The sequence below is a fragment of the Flavobacterium geliluteum genome, assembly GCF_017948595.1.
Taxonomy (GTDB): Bacteria; Bacteroidota; Bacteroidia; order Flavobacteriales; family Flavobacteriaceae; genus Flavobacterium; species Flavobacterium flavipigmentatum.
The window spans coordinates 1-15186 of sequence record NZ_JAGFBV010000031.1; the positions used below are offsets into that span (position 1 = coordinate 1).

The 15186-nt window shown below is 36.5% G+C and carries 20 protein-coding genes and 1 pseudogene; 4 read left to right on the forward strand and 17 right to left on the reverse strand.

Annotation, left to right across the window (positions count from 1 at the left end):
* The 17 genes and pseudogenes from J3495_RS16180 to J3495_RS16260 all read right to left on the reverse strand — a co-directional run.
* Positions 1 to 373: pseudogene (locus J3495_RS16180) on the reverse strand (nucleotidyltransferase); the annotation flags it as partial.
* Complete coding sequence (locus J3495_RS16185; protein WP_210667581.1) at positions 373 to 663, reverse strand: hypothetical protein; 291 nt, start codon at positions 661 to 663, stop codon at positions 373 to 375. The gene J3495_RS16185 and the pseudogene J3495_RS16180, both read right to left, overlap by 1 nt.
* Complete coding sequence (locus J3495_RS16190; RefSeq protein WP_236025490.1) at positions 653 to 994, reverse strand: hypothetical protein; 342 nt, start codon at positions 992 to 994, stop codon at positions 653 to 655. The genes J3495_RS16185 and J3495_RS16190 overlap by 11 nt, the downstream gene beginning before the upstream one ends.
* A 4-nt stretch (positions 995 to 998) precedes the next feature.
* Positions 999 to 1208, reverse strand: a complete 210-nt coding sequence (locus J3495_RS16195; RefSeq protein WP_210667582.1) for a hypothetical protein — start codon at positions 1206 to 1208, stop codon at positions 999 to 1001.
* Position 1209: 1 nt separating this feature from the next.
* Positions 1210 to 1716 (reverse strand): hypothetical protein, encoded by a 507-nt coding sequence (locus J3495_RS16200; RefSeq protein ID WP_210667583.1) that lies wholly within the window; start codon positions 1714 to 1716, stop codon positions 1210 to 1212.
* Positions 1709 to 2686, reverse strand: coding sequence for a hypothetical protein (locus J3495_RS16205; RefSeq protein WP_210667584.1), 978 nt, complete (start codon positions 2684 to 2686; stop codon positions 1709 to 1711). Before J3495_RS16205 ends, J3495_RS16200 begins: the two co-directional genes overlap by 8 nt.
* Complete coding sequence (locus tag J3495_RS16210; RefSeq protein ID WP_210667585.1) at positions 2687 to 3358, reverse strand: DUF6046 domain-containing protein; 672 nt, start codon at positions 3356 to 3358, stop codon at positions 2687 to 2689. It lies immediately after the preceding gene.
* Position 3359: 1 nt separating this feature from the next.
* The gene (locus tag J3495_RS16215) at positions 3360 to 5342 is read right to left on the reverse strand and encodes a phage tail tape measure protein (protein ID WP_210667586.1); all 1983 of its coding nucleotides are present in this window, start codon (positions 5340 to 5342) and stop codon (positions 3360 to 3362) included.
* A gap of 157 nt (positions 5343 to 5499) precedes the next feature.
* On the reverse strand, positions 5500 to 5799 hold the full coding sequence (locus tag J3495_RS16220) for a hypothetical protein (RefSeq protein WP_210667587.1): 300 nt from the start codon (positions 5797 to 5799) through the stop codon (positions 5500 to 5502).
* Between the two features lie 46 nt (positions 5800 to 5845).
* Positions 5846 to 6259 carry a hypothetical protein gene (locus J3495_RS16225; protein WP_210667588.1) on the reverse strand — a complete coding sequence of 138 codons (414 nt, stop codon included), beginning with the start codon at positions 6257 to 6259 and terminating at the stop codon, positions 5846 to 5848.
* Positions 6260 to 6261: 2 nt separating this feature from the next.
* Positions 6262 to 7458 (reverse strand): DUF2586 family protein, encoded by a 1197-nt coding sequence (locus tag J3495_RS16230; RefSeq protein WP_210667589.1) that lies wholly within the window; start codon positions 7456 to 7458, stop codon positions 6262 to 6264.
* Positions 7458 to 7883 (reverse strand): hypothetical protein, encoded by a 426-nt coding sequence (locus J3495_RS16235; RefSeq protein ID WP_210667590.1) that lies wholly within the window; start codon positions 7881 to 7883, stop codon positions 7458 to 7460. The genes J3495_RS16230 and J3495_RS16235 overlap by 1 nt, the downstream gene beginning before the upstream one ends.
* Positions 7883 to 8380 (reverse strand): hypothetical protein, encoded by a 498-nt coding sequence (locus tag J3495_RS16240; RefSeq protein WP_210667591.1) that lies wholly within the window; start codon positions 8378 to 8380, stop codon positions 7883 to 7885. The genes J3495_RS16235 and J3495_RS16240 overlap by 1 nt, the downstream gene beginning before the upstream one ends.
* Positions 8377 to 8832: a CHAP domain-containing protein gene (locus J3495_RS16245; protein WP_210667592.1), complete on the reverse strand. Its 456-nt coding sequence runs from the start codon at positions 8830 to 8832 to the stop codon at positions 8377 to 8379. Before J3495_RS16245 ends, J3495_RS16240 begins: the two co-directional genes overlap by 4 nt.
* Positions 8829 to 9116 carry a hypothetical protein gene (locus J3495_RS16250; RefSeq protein WP_210667593.1) on the reverse strand — a complete coding sequence of 96 codons (288 nt, stop codon included), beginning with the start codon at positions 9114 to 9116 and terminating at the stop codon, positions 8829 to 8831. The genes J3495_RS16245 and J3495_RS16250 overlap by 4 nt, the downstream gene beginning before the upstream one ends.
* Before the next feature lie 67 nt (positions 9117 to 9183).
* Positions 9184 to 10092 (reverse strand): phage major capsid protein, encoded by a 909-nt coding sequence (locus J3495_RS16255; protein WP_210667594.1) that lies wholly within the window; start codon positions 10090 to 10092, stop codon positions 9184 to 9186.
* 15 nt (positions 10093 to 10107) lie between these two features.
* Positions 10108 to 11094 (reverse strand): HK97 family phage prohead protease, encoded by a 987-nt coding sequence (locus J3495_RS16260; protein WP_210667595.1) that lies wholly within the window; start codon positions 11092 to 11094, stop codon positions 10108 to 10110.
* A gap of 194 nt (positions 11095 to 11288) precedes the next feature.
* Here J3495_RS16260 and J3495_RS16265 point away from each other — a divergent pair, with 194 nt between their 5' ends.
* From J3495_RS16265 to J3495_RS16280, 4 genes are read left to right on the forward strand one after another with little or no spacing between them, the layout of a single operon-like run.
* Entirely contained in the window at positions 11289 to 11852 is a 564-nt protein-coding gene (locus tag J3495_RS16265) for a helix-turn-helix domain-containing protein (RefSeq protein WP_210667596.1), read from the forward strand.
* Positions 11839 to 13365 (forward strand): hypothetical protein, encoded by a 1527-nt coding sequence (locus J3495_RS16270; protein WP_210667597.1) that lies wholly within the window; start codon positions 11839 to 11841, stop codon positions 13363 to 13365. Before J3495_RS16265 ends, J3495_RS16270 begins: the two co-directional genes overlap by 14 nt.
* 5 nt (positions 13366 to 13370) lie before the next feature.
* Entirely contained in the window at positions 13371 to 13829 is a 459-nt protein-coding gene (locus tag J3495_RS16275) for a phage protein Gp36 family protein (RefSeq protein WP_210667598.1), read from the forward strand.
* Positions 13830 to 13833: 4 nt separating this feature from the next.
* Positions 13834 to 15081, forward strand: coding sequence for a phage portal protein family protein (locus J3495_RS16280; RefSeq protein WP_210667599.1), 1248 nt, complete (start codon positions 13834 to 13836; stop codon positions 15079 to 15081).
* Positions 15082 to 15186: the final 105 nt, after the last annotated feature.

The following is a 15186-nucleotide window of genomic DNA, read 5'->3' on the forward strand; positions in this document are numbered from 1 at the left end:
CTGCGGAATACTTAATAATTTTAGAACTTTCAATTTGTTCAGGTGTAGCGGTTCCGTTATCGAAATAATCCTTCTGTGGCGCCAAATCAAAACCATACTGAAAACGCAAAGCCATTGTTCGATACCAAGGAAGTGTACCCGGCTTTTCATTTGATAGCCTTTCATCAACTTCTTTAGCGTGCTGATCAAAGAACTGTTCATGTATAAACATGGCCAAAGCCACAATTTCGAAAAGAATGTTTTCCAAACTAACTAATGAAAATTCGGCATCAAATGAAGCTCCCAAAGCAAAACCATATTTTACGGCTAAACTTTCATTTGCCATAAATGGTGTGGTTATCTCGGTTTTTATCTGTGTCCTGGTTCTTGCCATTATCTTACTATAAATGTGTCTTCGATTATCATTGCTCCAATTCCTTCGTCTGGTATGATTATGGCAAAGTCTTGGTTTGTTATTTTACTTGCGCATCTGTTATTGTTATCAAATAAGTCTGTAATTGATTTCAGTTTATTTCCTGAATATTTTAAATTTGAATCAACAGTTAATTCATCAGTAATCGAAATCGAATTTTCCAAAGCCATTTTAAGAGCTTCATCAACACTTCCTGTCATTTCAATTGTTTTATCTAAAAAACTTTGTCCCTGATATACCTTACTTTCCATATTCAGCGATTATTTTAAAAGGTTTATCTGCAAATAAATCCAATTGACTAACTATTAAATTATCTTTCTTTAAATGCTCTCTAATCCGGTGACGAAAAACTAAATAATCTTCACTCAAAACAATGTCTTCAATGCCTACACCTAAATCAGGCCTAAACTTTAATTCTCCCTGATGCGCTAATAACATTATAGCAATGTTTTGTTCCATTACAGGACCAATTACAAGTCCGCTAACTATTTTATTTGATGCATCACGAACGGGAACAATTTTTAAGTCTTTAATTTCGCCAGTATCATTATTGTCTATTAATTGTAGTCCTATATTTTTCATAATTTTAAGTTACGGTTCCGGTTCCGGTTCCGGTATGTGATGTTGCACTTCCTGTTGTTGTAACCGTTACGTTAACTGTGCCTGATTTAACAAAAACATCAATTGTATCACTTAATCTGCTTGCAAATTCTTCAATCGAATTTTCTTCTTTACTGAGCATGTCAGTAAGCAAAATAATAATTGAGTTTTTCAGCGCTGTTTTGTTTAATGCCATTTTAATCGGTATTTAAAAGTGATTTAAACTTTGTATCTAACAATACCAGTTTTGCCTTTGTTGTTGGTGCAATACTTCCAGGTCCTGCCGGTGTTAAAACAATTGAGTTTGAAATCTCAGTTATCAATTTTGAAATCAGATCACCTAAATTTGCCGATTGATTTTTTAAAGTAACCTTTCCGGTAGTTCCGTTAATCAAAAATTCTAAACCATCTTTTTTATATGAAATACTTTCAACAGCGTCAACCTTTAAAACAAACAAACCGGATAGTTTACCCGTCTGGCTCATTACTATAACTTCAGAACCTATTTTGGGCGTAATTACAAATAGATCATCACTTTCGTTAATTGTTGCACAAAGTCGAACATCACTAAGAACAAGCTCCGAAACTAGTTTAACTGTGCATGTAGTATTTTCAATTGAAACAACTTCAGCAGTAATGGCCAAATTGGGCGTTATTCCCAAAGCTTCAATTAATGCCTGTTTTAGTTTAGCCGATTTATCCATTTACACTGAGTTTAACACCTAATTTTACAGTTCTTTTAAAACCGCTTTCGCTGATTGAAGTGGTAACGCCAACAGCATAATATTTCCCATCCTTTTCAGGGTAATCTTCGTCTTTTATTTTAACTGAATATGTTGGCTGTACAAATGGAATTGCCCAAGTGTCAATACTGCCTTCGTACATATCAGCAGATCGGCGTATCAATTCAGCATCAGCAATCTTTTTTAAATCTGCGGAACCTACAGAACCTACTTTTAATGTTATTTTGTCGCCTCCGGTTGTTCCGGTTGTAAAGCTTTCAATCTTTCCTGCCAAATTGGTTTTCTCAACAGTTACTTCAACTTTCCTGTCGATGGCCTTTTTAAATTCCAATGAGCTGTTTTCAATATTTTGCTGCATAGAGTAAATTGCTTCACCGCCTTTCTCAATATATGGCGGGTGTATATGCAGTTCTTTCTTTTCAGTATTGAAATAAATATTTGCTTTTGTTTCTTCAGCTAATTTTTTTAATACATCGTATGCTGTAGCCTGATGTATTACAAACTTTTCATAACTAATTGTATAATCACAAACCAATTTATACGACGGATCAATCTGATCAATTAAAAGTTGTGCAATTTTTGATACTGATGTTGGTTTTAATTCAACATCTTTCACGCTTTTTCTAAACTGAAAAAGGGCATCTTCACACATTATTTTCAATGAACTGTCATTATTAACCACGTCCTGGACAAAGCCTACAAATTCAGTTTTTAAATCATCATCATAACCGGCTTTTATAGTTACCTCAGAACCTCGTTTAACTTCTTTACCAATATTAAAAACCTGATTCATAAACGCCTCTGGCAATGTTATAACAGCAGTGTCGCTTAAATTATCAACACTGCATTCAATATCAATTGAAGCCACAGTCTGTAAGGAATATGCTTTGCCATCGGTTTTAAATCTAATATTCCAATTGATGTTATACATTTAAAAAGTTTCTTCTATTAAAAGGTTGTATGAATAATCACTGGTTAGTTTCAGTTCGTAAGCCTGGACATTTTCACCTTTCGTAAATGGGAAACTATAATCTTCAACAACAACTTTTGTAATTCCTGCTAATTCCAAAGGATGTGAATAAATAAATATCTCTTTTGAGTGCTTTAAAAAATCAAACAACTTTATAAAATGCTCTCTTGGAAAACAGTCTTCCGGTTTACCCTGCATAATGCTACCTATCAAAACACCGGTTACAGTAACGTCAAAATCTTTACGGCTCCAACGTTCTTTAATCGTGCCTATAAGTTTATCTCCCTGCTTAGCAACATTGCGTTTTACAATATTGTTTCCTGATCCAAAGTTTATCATTGGTTCGTATGGAAAAAGCCATTTAGGACTATTCTCCTTAAAAGAAAAACTTAAAGGAAAAAACTGCTTTTGCTCTTCAACAGCATCAGGAGTTGTCCAATTGTTTTCCAAATTAATACCACGTCCAGGTTTAGTTGAAACATTATTATTACCACTTTTCAAAGGCAAAAAGGGAATCACCGGGAGAACGCGATTAGATAATTCATTATTCAAAATATTTGCATTCTGAATTAAATTAACCGCACGGCTTCCCATCAAACCCGCAAATATCAAATCTTGATTATCTAAAGCCATATTATCCTGTGGCACTACTTGCCATTGCTAAAACCCTTAATAATTCATCTGCTACACCTTCACCGGCTTGTTTCGCTGTGTCTTTACCACCGCTTACATTGTCCGCTTTTAATCCAATTAATTCTTCAACTTTAATTGTAATGTAATTGTGTTTAGTTCCTCCAGTTGCTACAGCTTCATTGTTTTTTTTCATGCCTTCAGAACCGCCTTTACCACCAGAACCCCCACCGCCACCAAAATCGGTTCCGGGAATACCTGGTGTAGAAATTCCACCGTCATCATCTTTTTTCTTATCCTTTTTCCATTTTACGGAATCGTAAGCAGCTTTAAATTCTCCTGCCGCCTGTTTTGCTGTGTTTTTTGCTGTTTTATAGCCTTCTGAAATAGATTTCTTTCGCTGTTCAACTTGTGCGTTTAGCTGTGAAATCTGAGCATTGTTTGCTTTACTGTCACCTAAACCAACCGCATTTTTAAATTTATACCAGGCAATTTGAATTTTGTTAATCCCGATCATGAAACCGTTAACCATCAAATTAAAATTCGCCTTTACGGTTTGTATGTAAGCCATAAATAAGAGCTTTGCTCCGTTTATAGTATGTTTCCAAGCTTTGCCCCAACCTTCTGTTTTAGAAACTACAACTGCAATCACAGCGATTAAAGCCACGATTCCCAAAACAATTAATACAATTGGGTTCATTGCCATAACTACATTAAATGCCGCTTGAACTCCTGTCCATACGCTTGTAGCTCCTGCAACTATACCTGTCCAGAGTGCCTGTAATTTTGTAGCACTTGTCATTATTGAAAATATCTTTCCAGCGCCCTGCATAATTGGCATTAAATTGGAAAAATCCTGAGCCGTTTTACCGATCACATTTGCATAACCTAACCATCCATTAGTACCATTAAACAATGATATTTTGAAATCATCAATTTGAGCCTGAAGTCTTTTATTTTTTTCTAAAGGACTTTCCATTATTATTGCTGCCTGATCGTATGCCGTATTTGTTCCGGTTACAGCTTTTGTTAATCTATCGGCTTCAGCTGTATTTGAAATCATGGCAATTGCAGCATTGCTGTTTTCTTTACCAAATAACTTTGTAACTAATGCCTGATCATTCATTATGTTTTTAAGAGGTTTTAATCTCTCTGAAAGCGAAATTGAATTATCAGTTAGGGTGTTAATATCTACACCTGCTGCGCTAAGTTCCTTTTTTACGTCTTTTGGCAAAAACCTTCCTTGCGCTAACGTTGCCATAACATTTCGCAAGGCAACACCACCTTCCGCGCCTTTTTTTCCGTTTTTATCTAATACCTGAATCCATGCATTAGCTTCTGCAAAATCTACGTTTGCAGTTTTAGCAGCCAATCCAGATTGCTCTAAAGCTTGTCCGATTTGCGGAAGTTCAGCAGAACCTTCTTTGGCGGATGCCGCCATAATGTTGTTCATCTTTGCCATTTCACTTGCTGCCTTAATTGGATCAGCTAATGAAACCTGGTATTGATTCATGGCAGTAGTAAGAACGTTTGTTGCTGCAACCGTATCACCACCCATAAGTTTAGAAGTAATTGAAACTTCCTTGCCCATCGCCTTTAACGCCTTTGGCACTTTTCCTATTTCAGGCGATAATTGTGATAATATAAGTTTGTATGATTCAGCAGAAGCGGAAGCTTCACCACCAAATGTTTTGGCGTTCTCTCTGGCGTAACCCTCAATCTCTTTTAATTTTTGTCCAGTTACTCCAGTAATTGCCTGAAGATCGTACATGTTTGTACTCAACTTCATACCCGGATCATTCATACTGGCAATTCCATCAGCTGCCGCACTCACATTTTGAATGAAGGCGTTCATGCTCACGGAATTTAATTTCTTTTGAACTTTATCAATACTGCTAAGAACATTGTTCGAAAACTTATTAATACTGGCGTTAGCCTTATCAACATTGCTGTTGATCTGAATCATATAGCTTAAGGTATTGCTCATTACAATTGATTAATTTCTGAATTTCTGATATAGATTAATTCCGCGTATTTTGAAGCCCATTCTTCGTCTGTTAAGTCATCAGGATTAAGATGGAAATAATATCTTAATTGGGCATTCGCTATTCTGAGCCAGTCGTTTTTATCAACTGCTAATGACTCTACAGCTTTTCCAGTTCAAACTTTTCAAAGGCACATATTTCATCCAATTGTGGACAAATACCCAAAAATAAAGTGTCATTGGTTTTAATTTCTTCGTCACCATCAAGCCAACAGCTTTTAAGTATTGAATCATTAAATTTTAATGGATCAGTTGCACCCGCTGTTGAAGCAAAGCTCAGTTCCTGACGTGTTGGTTTTCTCAAATAACAAACTTTATCTGCATTATCAGATTTAAGTTTGTAAACATATACGTGTTCCGCTTTCCAAGCGGCAATTTGTTCTGGTGTTGCTGTTTTCATTGTTGTTTGTTTATTATTAAGACACTCCCTGAAGAGTGTCTTTTTATTATGCTTGATTAATAACTGCTAAGGCAATAAATGGAATTGTTACCTCCATATTCTTATCACCTTGTTTCATTTCTTTTGCAGCTTCAGTAAAACTGATTCCAACAATTCTGTCTGTTGTCATTGTGTCGCCTAAAGAAGGATTACCATAAGCTACAATACCATCAACATTTAAGCCCAGAATAGAACCTTTTCCGGCTTTTTCTAAAGCAATAAGCTCAGATTGCAGAATAGTAATTTCACCCTCAACAGTAATGTTACCAGTCTGAATACTGTGTGCATGTCTGCCTTTTGCAAATAATGCTTCCTTTTCGCCTTTTTCAGTGTACTTAATTCCACGGAAACCTGTAATATCTCTACCACCCAAAACGAGTGTTAAATCACCCCATTCGTATTGTCTTGAATTAAAGCTCATAATTATTGACCTGTATTAAATCCGATTGTGAATTCTAAGAATCTGCCATATCCGTGCGGACGTACTCTGATTCTTCCTTTAATAGTTGAATCCTGTGCGATGTTATTCGTAACATCAATAACACATTCAACACCGTTATCATTTGCTACAGTAGCATCAGCAGAAAGTTCTCCTTTTGCTGTCATTTCCTGTGCAATCACTCTCACTACTTCAGCTTCTAATGCTTTGGCATAAGCGGCTTGTATTTTACCTTCGTTATTTAATGGAACTGTGTCCAGGATAAAGTTGGTTAGTGTTTGATTGGCCAAAACATAAGCTTTGTCAATTACACGTCTGCGGGTTAAGTAGTGGTAATCATCTGAGACTTCGCAGGCCATCATATCATCTACAAAAAAGTAACCGCTTTTACCTGTGTGCGTTGTAAGCGTGATAAAACCTTTATCATAAATGGCATCAACATTAACCTGTTCAACAGGTGTATCAACAACATAAAAAGTCAATGGTTTCAAAGCACCGTCTTTTACACGGCCAACATTTACATGTACCTGGTTAGATGCAATTCTTCCCGCCAAAACTCCAACCGCTGCGCCTTTTGATGCAGTTGCTCCTGTTCTGGTTTCAGTATCACCAATTAAAACCGCTACTCTGTTATCTGTTGCAGTTGAAAATCCAACCAAATCAGACGCTACGCCAGTAAAGTTGTAAGCTTCTAAAATAAAAACAACAGGCTGTGTTTTATCAATTGTAAACTGATCAGCTATTGCCTGAGCCGCTGCAATTGTAGCAGGGAATCCTGTTCTGATTCCGGCAGTTACAACAACTTCAGCAACTAATGGTGCGTACTTACAAATAACAAAACGCACACGTCTGTTTGATGCTGTTAAAACTACTGAACTTGCTGCCACTAACTCATCAAGAGTTTTGGTTTTGGCAACTCCATAAATCCAAAGCTCTGTACCGTCGCCCGCCTCTGCATAAAATTCTTTGATTGTTTTATGCAATTCGTAATTTCCTGCAATGGTTGGAATTATACCTAAAGCTTCCGCTTCTGCTAATGAATACACCGTGTAAGGTGTAAGCAAAGCAAATCCGCCGTTTGCGACAGCACTGGAAACGATCGTACAAATTCCGTCAGGGCTTGTAACTACGGTTCCAATGTTGCCGTTTTCAAAGGCTATATTTACACTTGGTTTTCCCATTATTTACCTTTTTTGGTAGTTACTTTTTCGGCTTTGGCTTCTGGAGCTTCTACAGGTGGAGTTTCAGCCTCTGGAGTTACAACTTCTGGAACATCAACTTCTGGAGCATCAACTTCTGGAGCTTCGAATTCAAGAGCTTCAAATTTTGGAGCATCGAATTCTGGAGCTTCGAATTCTGGAGCATCGAATTCAGGAGCTTCAAATTTTGGAGCTTCGAATTCTGGAGCTTCGAATTCTTCATCATCAGAATCGTCAACGATAGTTTCTTGAATCAATGATGGATTAACAACCAATTCAACCGATTTGTCTTCTAATGTCTTCGCATGCATTTTGGCGTCATTATCGTTGTAAAACGCTTCACCGTCAGAGGTCATGTGAACCTCTTTTAGATTTGGATTTGATTTGAAAATCTTGTGTTTTTTCATTATATCGATGATTTAAATTTGTACTTAATTAAATTCCAGATCACTACTAACAACAGAATGACGACCAGCGGCCAAAAGCATTCAATTTGGAATTTTTGCCACGAGGTCAGAACGTTCGTTATTACCGGAACTTCCTTTATTTCCTGCTTATTTTCTTTTATGTAAGTTGATTTCCATGTTGCAAATAGTTCTTGTGCTTTAGCGTCGCAATCAACTTGAAGTATATTGTCAGTAATCTGAACCTTTGGGGGTTTTAATATTCTACCTGGTTCAGCTTGCGTGACTTCTTTTAATCTAACCTTCCCGTTAATACATTCTAAAAGAGCGTTATAACTGGAACTGTCTTTTTCAATCTTAAAAACAGTATCATGTACCGTCTCTGTAATAACTTTTTCTGTTGTTGTAGTATTCTGCACCACTACTGGTTTTTTGCCTGCGCAAGAAACCAGAGTCATGGTGAGAACAAAAAACAAACAACCTAGTTTTATATTTTTCATGGTCTTAAAAATCCTTTTATTGTTGCTAATTTTCTAACTCTTCTGCAAACTTCATAACCTTCACGGCTACCCTCATCGTTTGTGTTTCCTTCAATTGTATGAATGTCTTTTCCAATGACATTTTCTACAATTCCGGTGTGGCCTAATCCTTTTCCGTAGTCAAGGATCATTATATCGCCAGGTTTAGGAACCGTGACCCTAATAGCAGTCATTTTATTATACATTGCAATCACTCCGGCTGTTTTTGCCAATGGATTTTCAACTTTTAATTCCAATGAAGCTTCTTTAACTGACCAGTAAACAAAAGCCATGCACCACGCATAACCTTTTCCCAATCCAACCGATTTTAAATACTTTTCAACCGCTGGACCAGCGTTACTATTTTTTGGTATTTCCTGAACGCCAATTTGTGTTATAGCGAACTGTAATGCTTTTTCGGATAATTTGCTCATTCGCTTTTACCGTTTAATTGTTTGAATTTTTGTAACTCTTCGACTAAATGTTGATTCACTAGCATTAATTCACGGTGTTGTATTTCCATCGTTTTTATTGTTTCGGTAGCAGCACTAAGTCGCATTGCCATGTCATCCAATAAATCGCGATAATATTTAACCGCATTTACTGCATTATCTAATTCTGCTGCTCTGTCTTCAGCAAGTGTTTTCCTTTTAGAAAGAAAGTAAGTAATCAATGCAGAAAATAGCGCAGAAAGAGATGGGTAAAGAAATTGTTCCATTTAATCGTTTTAAAAAAAGGCTACTACTTTATGCAGTAGCCTTTGTTATATATATTCTAAATTGATACTAATAAATTGCTCCGATAGCTTTTGAATCAAATGGCATTGCAATAAAGTAATGTCTGTAATTCAATAAGTTCGTTTGAGCCTCAGGATCATTTTTAGCTTCTTTGAAGTATTGTTTTGTCATACCAGATTTTTTTGCAATCTGACCTGTCCAAAATGCGAATGAGCCTTGACGATCTCCCGCTGCTTTAACAGCACCGTAAGCTTTCTTAACACCAGCATTTGTATATAATGGATTTCCATTATATTGGTACAATGCAAAACCTGCAATAACTGGCGCAGGCATTCCGGTATTATAGTTTACCAGTTTGTCGCCAAAGTTTTTACGATCAACTAATAAGTCATTATAGTGTCCAGTTGACAATACTAATCTTCTACCTTCAGTAGAAACTTCCGCAACATCTAAAGCATCTTTTAAGTTCACCATGTCCTCATACGTTAATGATGCTGGGCCACCTGCAATTCTTGGAGCACCAGTAGCTGCAAGTACTGGAGTCGCTCCTGTATTGGATACCGGAGCAATTGCATGAGCCGCCTTAGTATACTTTTTGGTATTGATGGCGTTGGTGTGTGCTTTTGTAGCAGGATCAATAACTGCGTAAGACGCTCCAATGATTTTATCATCAGAAATTGATGTTGGCTTAGTTTGGTATTTATCCAAACTAACTACAGTTTCATCATCTGTATAAGCCTGTACAGCCAAAGGATAGGCAGTATTATTAATTAATACATCTGGGTTAAATGATGTACGTGGAATGTGAATCACGTTCAATTCTGACGCGTCACCAGAACCCATTTCTAACACAGTTGTGTCAAGTTCTGGAATCCCATCCAACCAAGGAGCTACATCTTGTGTAGTTAGGTTTTGGCGCACTCTGGCTAACCAAACCTCTGCAAAATTTGCTGGCATATTTTCTTTTTTAAATTATCCTACTATTTTTTTGTACTCTTCCGGACTGTCTGTTTTAAATGCTAATTGAGCATCAAATGAAAGTTTTTGAAATTCTTCCATCGAGTTTACTTCTACAGCTCCGGTTCCTGACGGTGTTATAACACCTGCCGAAAAGTTTTTCTTTTCCGGAATTGAACCAAGGACAGTATCAAGTGCCTTTTCAGAAGTAATACCAAGATTTGTCATCTCCTCTTTTTGGTCCGCTTTAATCTGTCCTTTAGAAATGGCTAAATCGACTTTTGTTTCGATTCGGGATTTTGTGGCTAATTCTTGTGCTTCTTTAGCAGCTTTGGCGGAAAGTTTCAAACTTTCGTTTTCTGTTGTCAAGGTTTGCACCTGATTGGAAAGGCCTAATACTTTTGCCTCGACATCTACAGTATCGTGCCCATCAATTGGCTGGTCTTTAAACCCTAAAGCCATAAGCGTTGCTACGCTTAAAATGATTTTTTTCATATCTAATTTTGTGTTTAAATTTTCTGGAATTTCGTTTAGTTTATCAGTTACAGATAAACAAAGTGACTTAACGTCCTCTTCTTTCATAAGTTCGCCATCTACGCTATATATAGCGATTGCGCCTTTATTGGATGGTACCGGAATAATTGAACCTTCAGCCAATTCGCATTCCATCATAACTAATCGATCGCCAACTCTTTCGACACTGTCCCAGTTGGGTATGATTCCCATACTGCAACCTTTCAAATAGCCTCGATCAACTTTACCAGCAACATCTTTACCTAAGCTTGTCTCTTCATCAAAGTGGGGTTTTAGTTTTAATAGTCCATTTTCTTTCAATGCTTCTGACCAATTCCCAATTACATTTTCATTGCTATTAATATGATTGTTCAACATGACAGGATTGTCATTAAAGCGATCCATTCTAATACCTAGAGTGTTAATGTAAAAACCATAAGAGTTTTTTACATTTTCATCGTTGAATACAAAATATTCGGGTTTTGCCATTACATGAGTTCTGTTTTAATTATGGGATTTGTTCCCTTTTAAGATGACAAAGATTAAATGTTAAGCATTCTTAAAAAAAACTAAGCAAAGCAGTAGAACACCTGTGTTTGCAATACCTACAGAGTTGTAAAGCAAGTAAACGGGTGTTTTTTTTAAAGACAGCTTATTTGGAGTTTTGACATAAATATTAAAGTATGGGTATTCGTAAACAGATAGAAAAAGACCTCGCAAAAGTGCTCTTTGTTAATGATGACATTTCGCAAAAGGAAATTGCCGAAAGAATCAACTGCACAGAAAAAACAGTAAGCAAATGGGTAAAAGAAGGCGATTGGGAAAAACTAAAAACATCGCTTTTAGTTACAAAAGACAATCAGCTTACAGCATTATATGGTCAGCTTCAGTCAGTAAATGATGAGATAAAAACGCGTCCTGTAGTGCGTGACATTCCCAATTTTATGCTTAAACCGGTAAAGTTAAAAACCAGTTCAGGTGATGAAGTTCTTGAATATCCAAAATATGAGCCGAAAGATTACCCAATTTTGATTGGCAACTTTCCAAACTCGAAGGATACCGATATGATCTCTAAGCTCACAACAGCAATTAAGAGATTGGAAACTGAAACCAATATTGGCGAAACAATATCCGTTGCTAAAAACCTAATTCTTTTTATTAGATCAATAGATTCAAAGTTTGCAAATCAATTGACTACTTACTGTGACGCCTTTATAAAACAAAAAATGAGCGATGGCACTAAGTAGAAAAGACAAAGAAAAATTGATTGGATGGGGGGATTTTGTTACAAATCAATACAGAGCCACGCCAGTTGATTTAAATGAAAATGCCTCTCAAAGGCTTAAAAGAATTGCCTTTTTAGAAGCAAATCCGGAAGAGTGGTACAAATACTATTTTCCAAACTTCTATACCTCAGAGGCTGCACCATTTCATATAAAAGCAACTAAGCGTGTTTTGGCTAATCCTGAGTTCTATGAGGTTCGTTCCTGGGCGCGTGACCTTTCAAAATCAGGTAGAACAATGATGGACGTGTTATATCTAACTATGACAGGACAAAAGAAAACTGTTGTCCTTGTTTCTGCTACTTATGATGACGCTTCCAGACTTTTAAAACCATACAAAACCATACTTGAAATCAATAATAGATTATTGAATGATTATGGTGATCAAAAAGCGTTAAGCGGTTGGGAAGAGGGAGATTTCACAACCAGAACGGGAATTTCGTTCCGGGCAGTTGGTGCTGGTCAATCACCTCGTGGAACTCGTAACGATGCAACACGCCCGGACTTAATTTTGATTGATGATATTGACACAGATGTTGACTGCAATAACCCTGATACAATTCAAAAAAAATACGAATGGATTGAACAGGCTTTGATTCCAACGCGTTCAATTTCTGTGCCTTTGTTAATTATAGCTTGTGGAAACATTATAGCAAAATACTGCTGTATTACCGAAATGGCTAAGAAAGCCAATGTTCATGATATTGTAAATATTCGAGATCAAAACGGAGTTTCAACCTGGCCACAAAGAAATACTGAAGAGCTTATTGATTTAGCGTTTAGAACGATGACTTCTAGCTCAATTCAAAAAGAGTATTTTAATAATCCTGTCCGAATTGGTAAACTTTTCAAAAAAGTACATTGGGCTAAATGTCCACCTCTTAGAACCTGTCAACATGTTCTGGTTTACTCCGATCCTGCAACCAGCAATAAGGATAACAAAAACAGCTCTCGAAAGTTCACCGGTGTAATTGGTTATAAAGGCGGCAATTTCTATCTCTATAAAGTTTGGCTTGATAATATGACCCAGCAAACTTTTGTAAATAATCTTTATCATGCAAACGACTGGGTAAAAGAAAGAAAGGTTGACACTTTTAAAACTTGGATTGAAAACAACTCGCTACAAGACCCTTTCTGGGAGCAAGTTTTAAAACCATTAATAAAAACTGTCGCTAAACTCTTAGGCAAGTTTCCTTTGTTTATGTCATTAGACAAAAGGAAAAAAGATGATAAGTATACTCGTATCGAAGGAACGCTGGAACCTAAATACAAACAAGGTTGTTTGTATTTCAACATAGATGAAAAAGACAATCCACACATGCAAAGAATGGAAGAGGAATTTCTTGGTGTTGCACCAAACTCCAAAATGATGGATGGCCCTGACGGGTTCGAAGGTGGTGTGTGGATTATTGAAAATGTCACAAATAAAGAAAACTCAGAGTATGTTGTTGGTCACATTAACAATCGTAAATATTAAAGTATATGTTCATAGAAAAGGCAGATTTAGGTAGTGTATTATACGATTATCAGATAGATCAGATTACTGACGGAAACGATGATCTAGTAGCACAAGCTTGTAATTCAGCAATAGAAGAGGCAAAAAGTTATTTAACCCCAAACATCAACGATAAAAAATGGTTGGACGGAAGATTATTGTATGATGTCGAAACCATATTTTCAAAAACAGGAAATGACAGGCACTCATTGATTGTACAACATTGTGCTACAATGGCCAAATGGTATGTTGCAGAATTATGCAATGCCGACTTCATTTATGAAAAGGCTAAAGAACGTTACGACCGAGCAGTTGACTGGTTTACAAAAGTAGCCAAAGGAACCATAAACGTATCAACATTGCCACAACTTGTGCGTGATGATACGACAGCAGGAGAAAAACAACCTTTTGAAATGGGTTCAAGAGTTAAATTTAATCACGAATAATAAAATGGGAAAAATTACAACTTTCTTTAAAGAAGCATTTGGCCAAACTGTCAGCGCGACTGAATTAGCTGCAAAAACTGCAACAAAAGGAAACGGATATATTCAAAATATTGTACCGAAAACAATTAGCCAGACACGTCAGGATATTAAGACCTGGACAACGGCAGAGAATTCAGCAATGGTAGAGGAGAATCCTAAATTCTTTCCAATTCAAAACTTGTATGATAACATTCTAAAAGATTTGCATTTGCAATCGCAGGTCAATAATAGAATGCTAAAATCGTTAAGCAGGCCTTTCAGCATCAAAAACGCTGATGGCAAAACCAATGATGATCTGACAGCTTTACTACAGGATAAAGGTTTTGTATTTCAGGTAAATAAATCCATCTTAGAAACGATATTCAGACGTCATTCACTTGGTGAGTTCTCTTATAAATTAGTTAATAACGAACCTGTTTTAACGTTCGATTGTATACCACGCCAAAATGTCGATCCTGTAACCGGGTATCTGTATTATGATTATACTGATGATAAAAAAATCAAGTATCGTGAACAAAAAGAATATGGTTCCTGGTTAATTGAGTTTGGTGAAAAAAACACAACATTAGGTTTGTTGGATGGTTGTGTACCTATGGTTTTATTTAAACGTTTTGGCGGCAGCTGTTGGAGCGAGCTTGCCGAAATTTATGGTATTCCGCCACGTGTAATGAAAACTAATACACAAGACCGTGCTATGGTTAATCGTGCCAAACAAATGATGACTGACATGGGTTCAGCTGCATGGTTTATTATCGATGATTCTGAAAGCTTCGAATTTGCCAAAGGTGTGAATACAAACGGTGATGTTTATGCAAACTTATTAAAGTATTGCAACAACGAACTGTCAATGGGTATCTCCGGAACCGTTGTTGGTCAGGACACAAAAAACGGTTCAAATGGCAAGGAAAAAACTTCAATTGGAATCCTTGACGATCTGATTGATAGTGATTTATCATTAATTGAACAATGTTGGCGTGATACTGTTATTCCGGCTTTACAAACTTTAGGTATTTTGCCTCCGGGTGTGATGTATAAATATGATGCCACTGAAGATTTGGAAACTTTATGGAAAATGGTAACTGAAGCGGCTTCATTTTTAGAAGTTGATCCTAAATGGGTAGAAGAGAAATTTGGTATTAAGGTAATCGGAACAAAGAAGGCAGATTCGGAAACAAAATTATCTTTAAATCTAGGCGCTGATTTTTTCGTTTAGGCCCTGATTATTTCAGGGCATTACATGCGCGATTAGACAGTTTGTATAATTGTAGTTGTGATGATTGTAAAAAACAATACACGGTTTTAAATTTAGGTGTAAATG

Bases quoted from the DNA above. Each gene is read 5' to 3' on its own strand.
- J3495_RS16185 (WP_210667581.1), bottom strand. From the start codon at position 663: ATGGAAAGTAAGGTATATCAGGGACAAAGTTTTTTAGATAAAACAATT.
- J3495_RS16190 (WP_236025490.1), bottom strand. From the start codon at position 994: ATGAAAAATATAGGACTACAATTAATAGACAATAATGATACTGGCGAA.
- J3495_RS16195 (WP_210667582.1), bottom strand. From the start codon at position 1,208: ATGGCATTAAACAAAACAGCGCTGAAAAACTCAATTATTATTTTGCTT.
- J3495_RS16200 (WP_210667583.1), bottom strand. From the start codon at position 1,716: ATGGATAAATCGGCTAAACTAAAACAGGCATTAATTGAAGCTTTGGGA.
- J3495_RS16205 (WP_210667584.1), bottom strand. From the start codon at position 2,686: ATGTATAACATCAATTGGAATATTAGATTTAAAACCGATGGCAAAGCA.
- J3495_RS16210 (WP_210667585.1), bottom strand. From the start codon at position 3,358: ATGGCTTTAGATAATCAAGATTTGATATTTGCGGGTTTGATGGGAAGC.
- J3495_RS16215 (WP_210667586.1), bottom strand. From the start codon at position 5,342: ATGAGCAATACCTTAAGCTATATGATTCAGATCAACAGCAATGTTGAT.
- J3495_RS16220 (WP_210667587.1), bottom strand. From the start codon at position 5,799: ATGAAAACAGCAACACCAGAACAAATTGCCGCTTGGAAAGCGGAACAC.
- J3495_RS16225 (WP_210667588.1), bottom strand. From the start codon at position 6,259: ATGAGCTTTAATTCAAGACAATACGAATGGGGTGATTTAACACTCGTT.
- J3495_RS16230 (WP_210667589.1), bottom strand. From the start codon at position 7,458: ATGGGAAAACCAAGTGTAAATATAGCCTTTGAAAACGGCAACATTGGA.
- J3495_RS16235 (WP_210667590.1), bottom strand. From the start codon at position 7,883: ATGAAAAAACACAAGATTTTCAAATCAAATCCAAATCTAAAAGAGGTT.
- J3495_RS16240 (WP_210667591.1), bottom strand. From the start codon at position 8,380: ATGAAAAATATAAAACTAGGTTGTTTGTTTTTTGTTCTCACCATGACT.
- J3495_RS16245 (WP_210667592.1), bottom strand. From the start codon at position 8,832: ATGAGCAAATTATCCGAAAAAGCATTACAGTTCGCTATAACACAAATT.
- J3495_RS16250 (WP_210667593.1), bottom strand. From the start codon at position 9,116: ATGGAACAATTTCTTTACCCATCTCTTTCTGCGCTATTTTCTGCATTG.
- J3495_RS16255 (WP_210667594.1), bottom strand. From the start codon at position 10,092: ATGCCAGCAAATTTTGCAGAGGTTTGGTTAGCCAGAGTGCGCCAAAAC.
- J3495_RS16260 (WP_210667595.1), bottom strand. From the start codon at position 11,094: ATGGCAAAACCCGAATATTTTGTATTCAACGATGAAAATGTAAAAAAC.
- J3495_RS16265 (WP_210667596.1), top strand. From the start codon at position 11,289: ATGGGTATTCGTAAACAGATAGAAAAAGACCTCGCAAAAGTGCTCTTT.
- J3495_RS16270 (WP_210667597.1), top strand. From the start codon at position 11,839: ATGGCACTAAGTAGAAAAGACAAAGAAAAATTGATTGGATGGGGGGAT.
- J3495_RS16275 (WP_210667598.1), top strand. From the start codon at position 13,371: ATGTTCATAGAAAAGGCAGATTTAGGTAGTGTATTATACGATTATCAG.
- J3495_RS16280 (WP_210667599.1), top strand. From the start codon at position 13,834: ATGGGAAAAATTACAACTTTCTTTAAAGAAGCATTTGGCCAAACTGTC.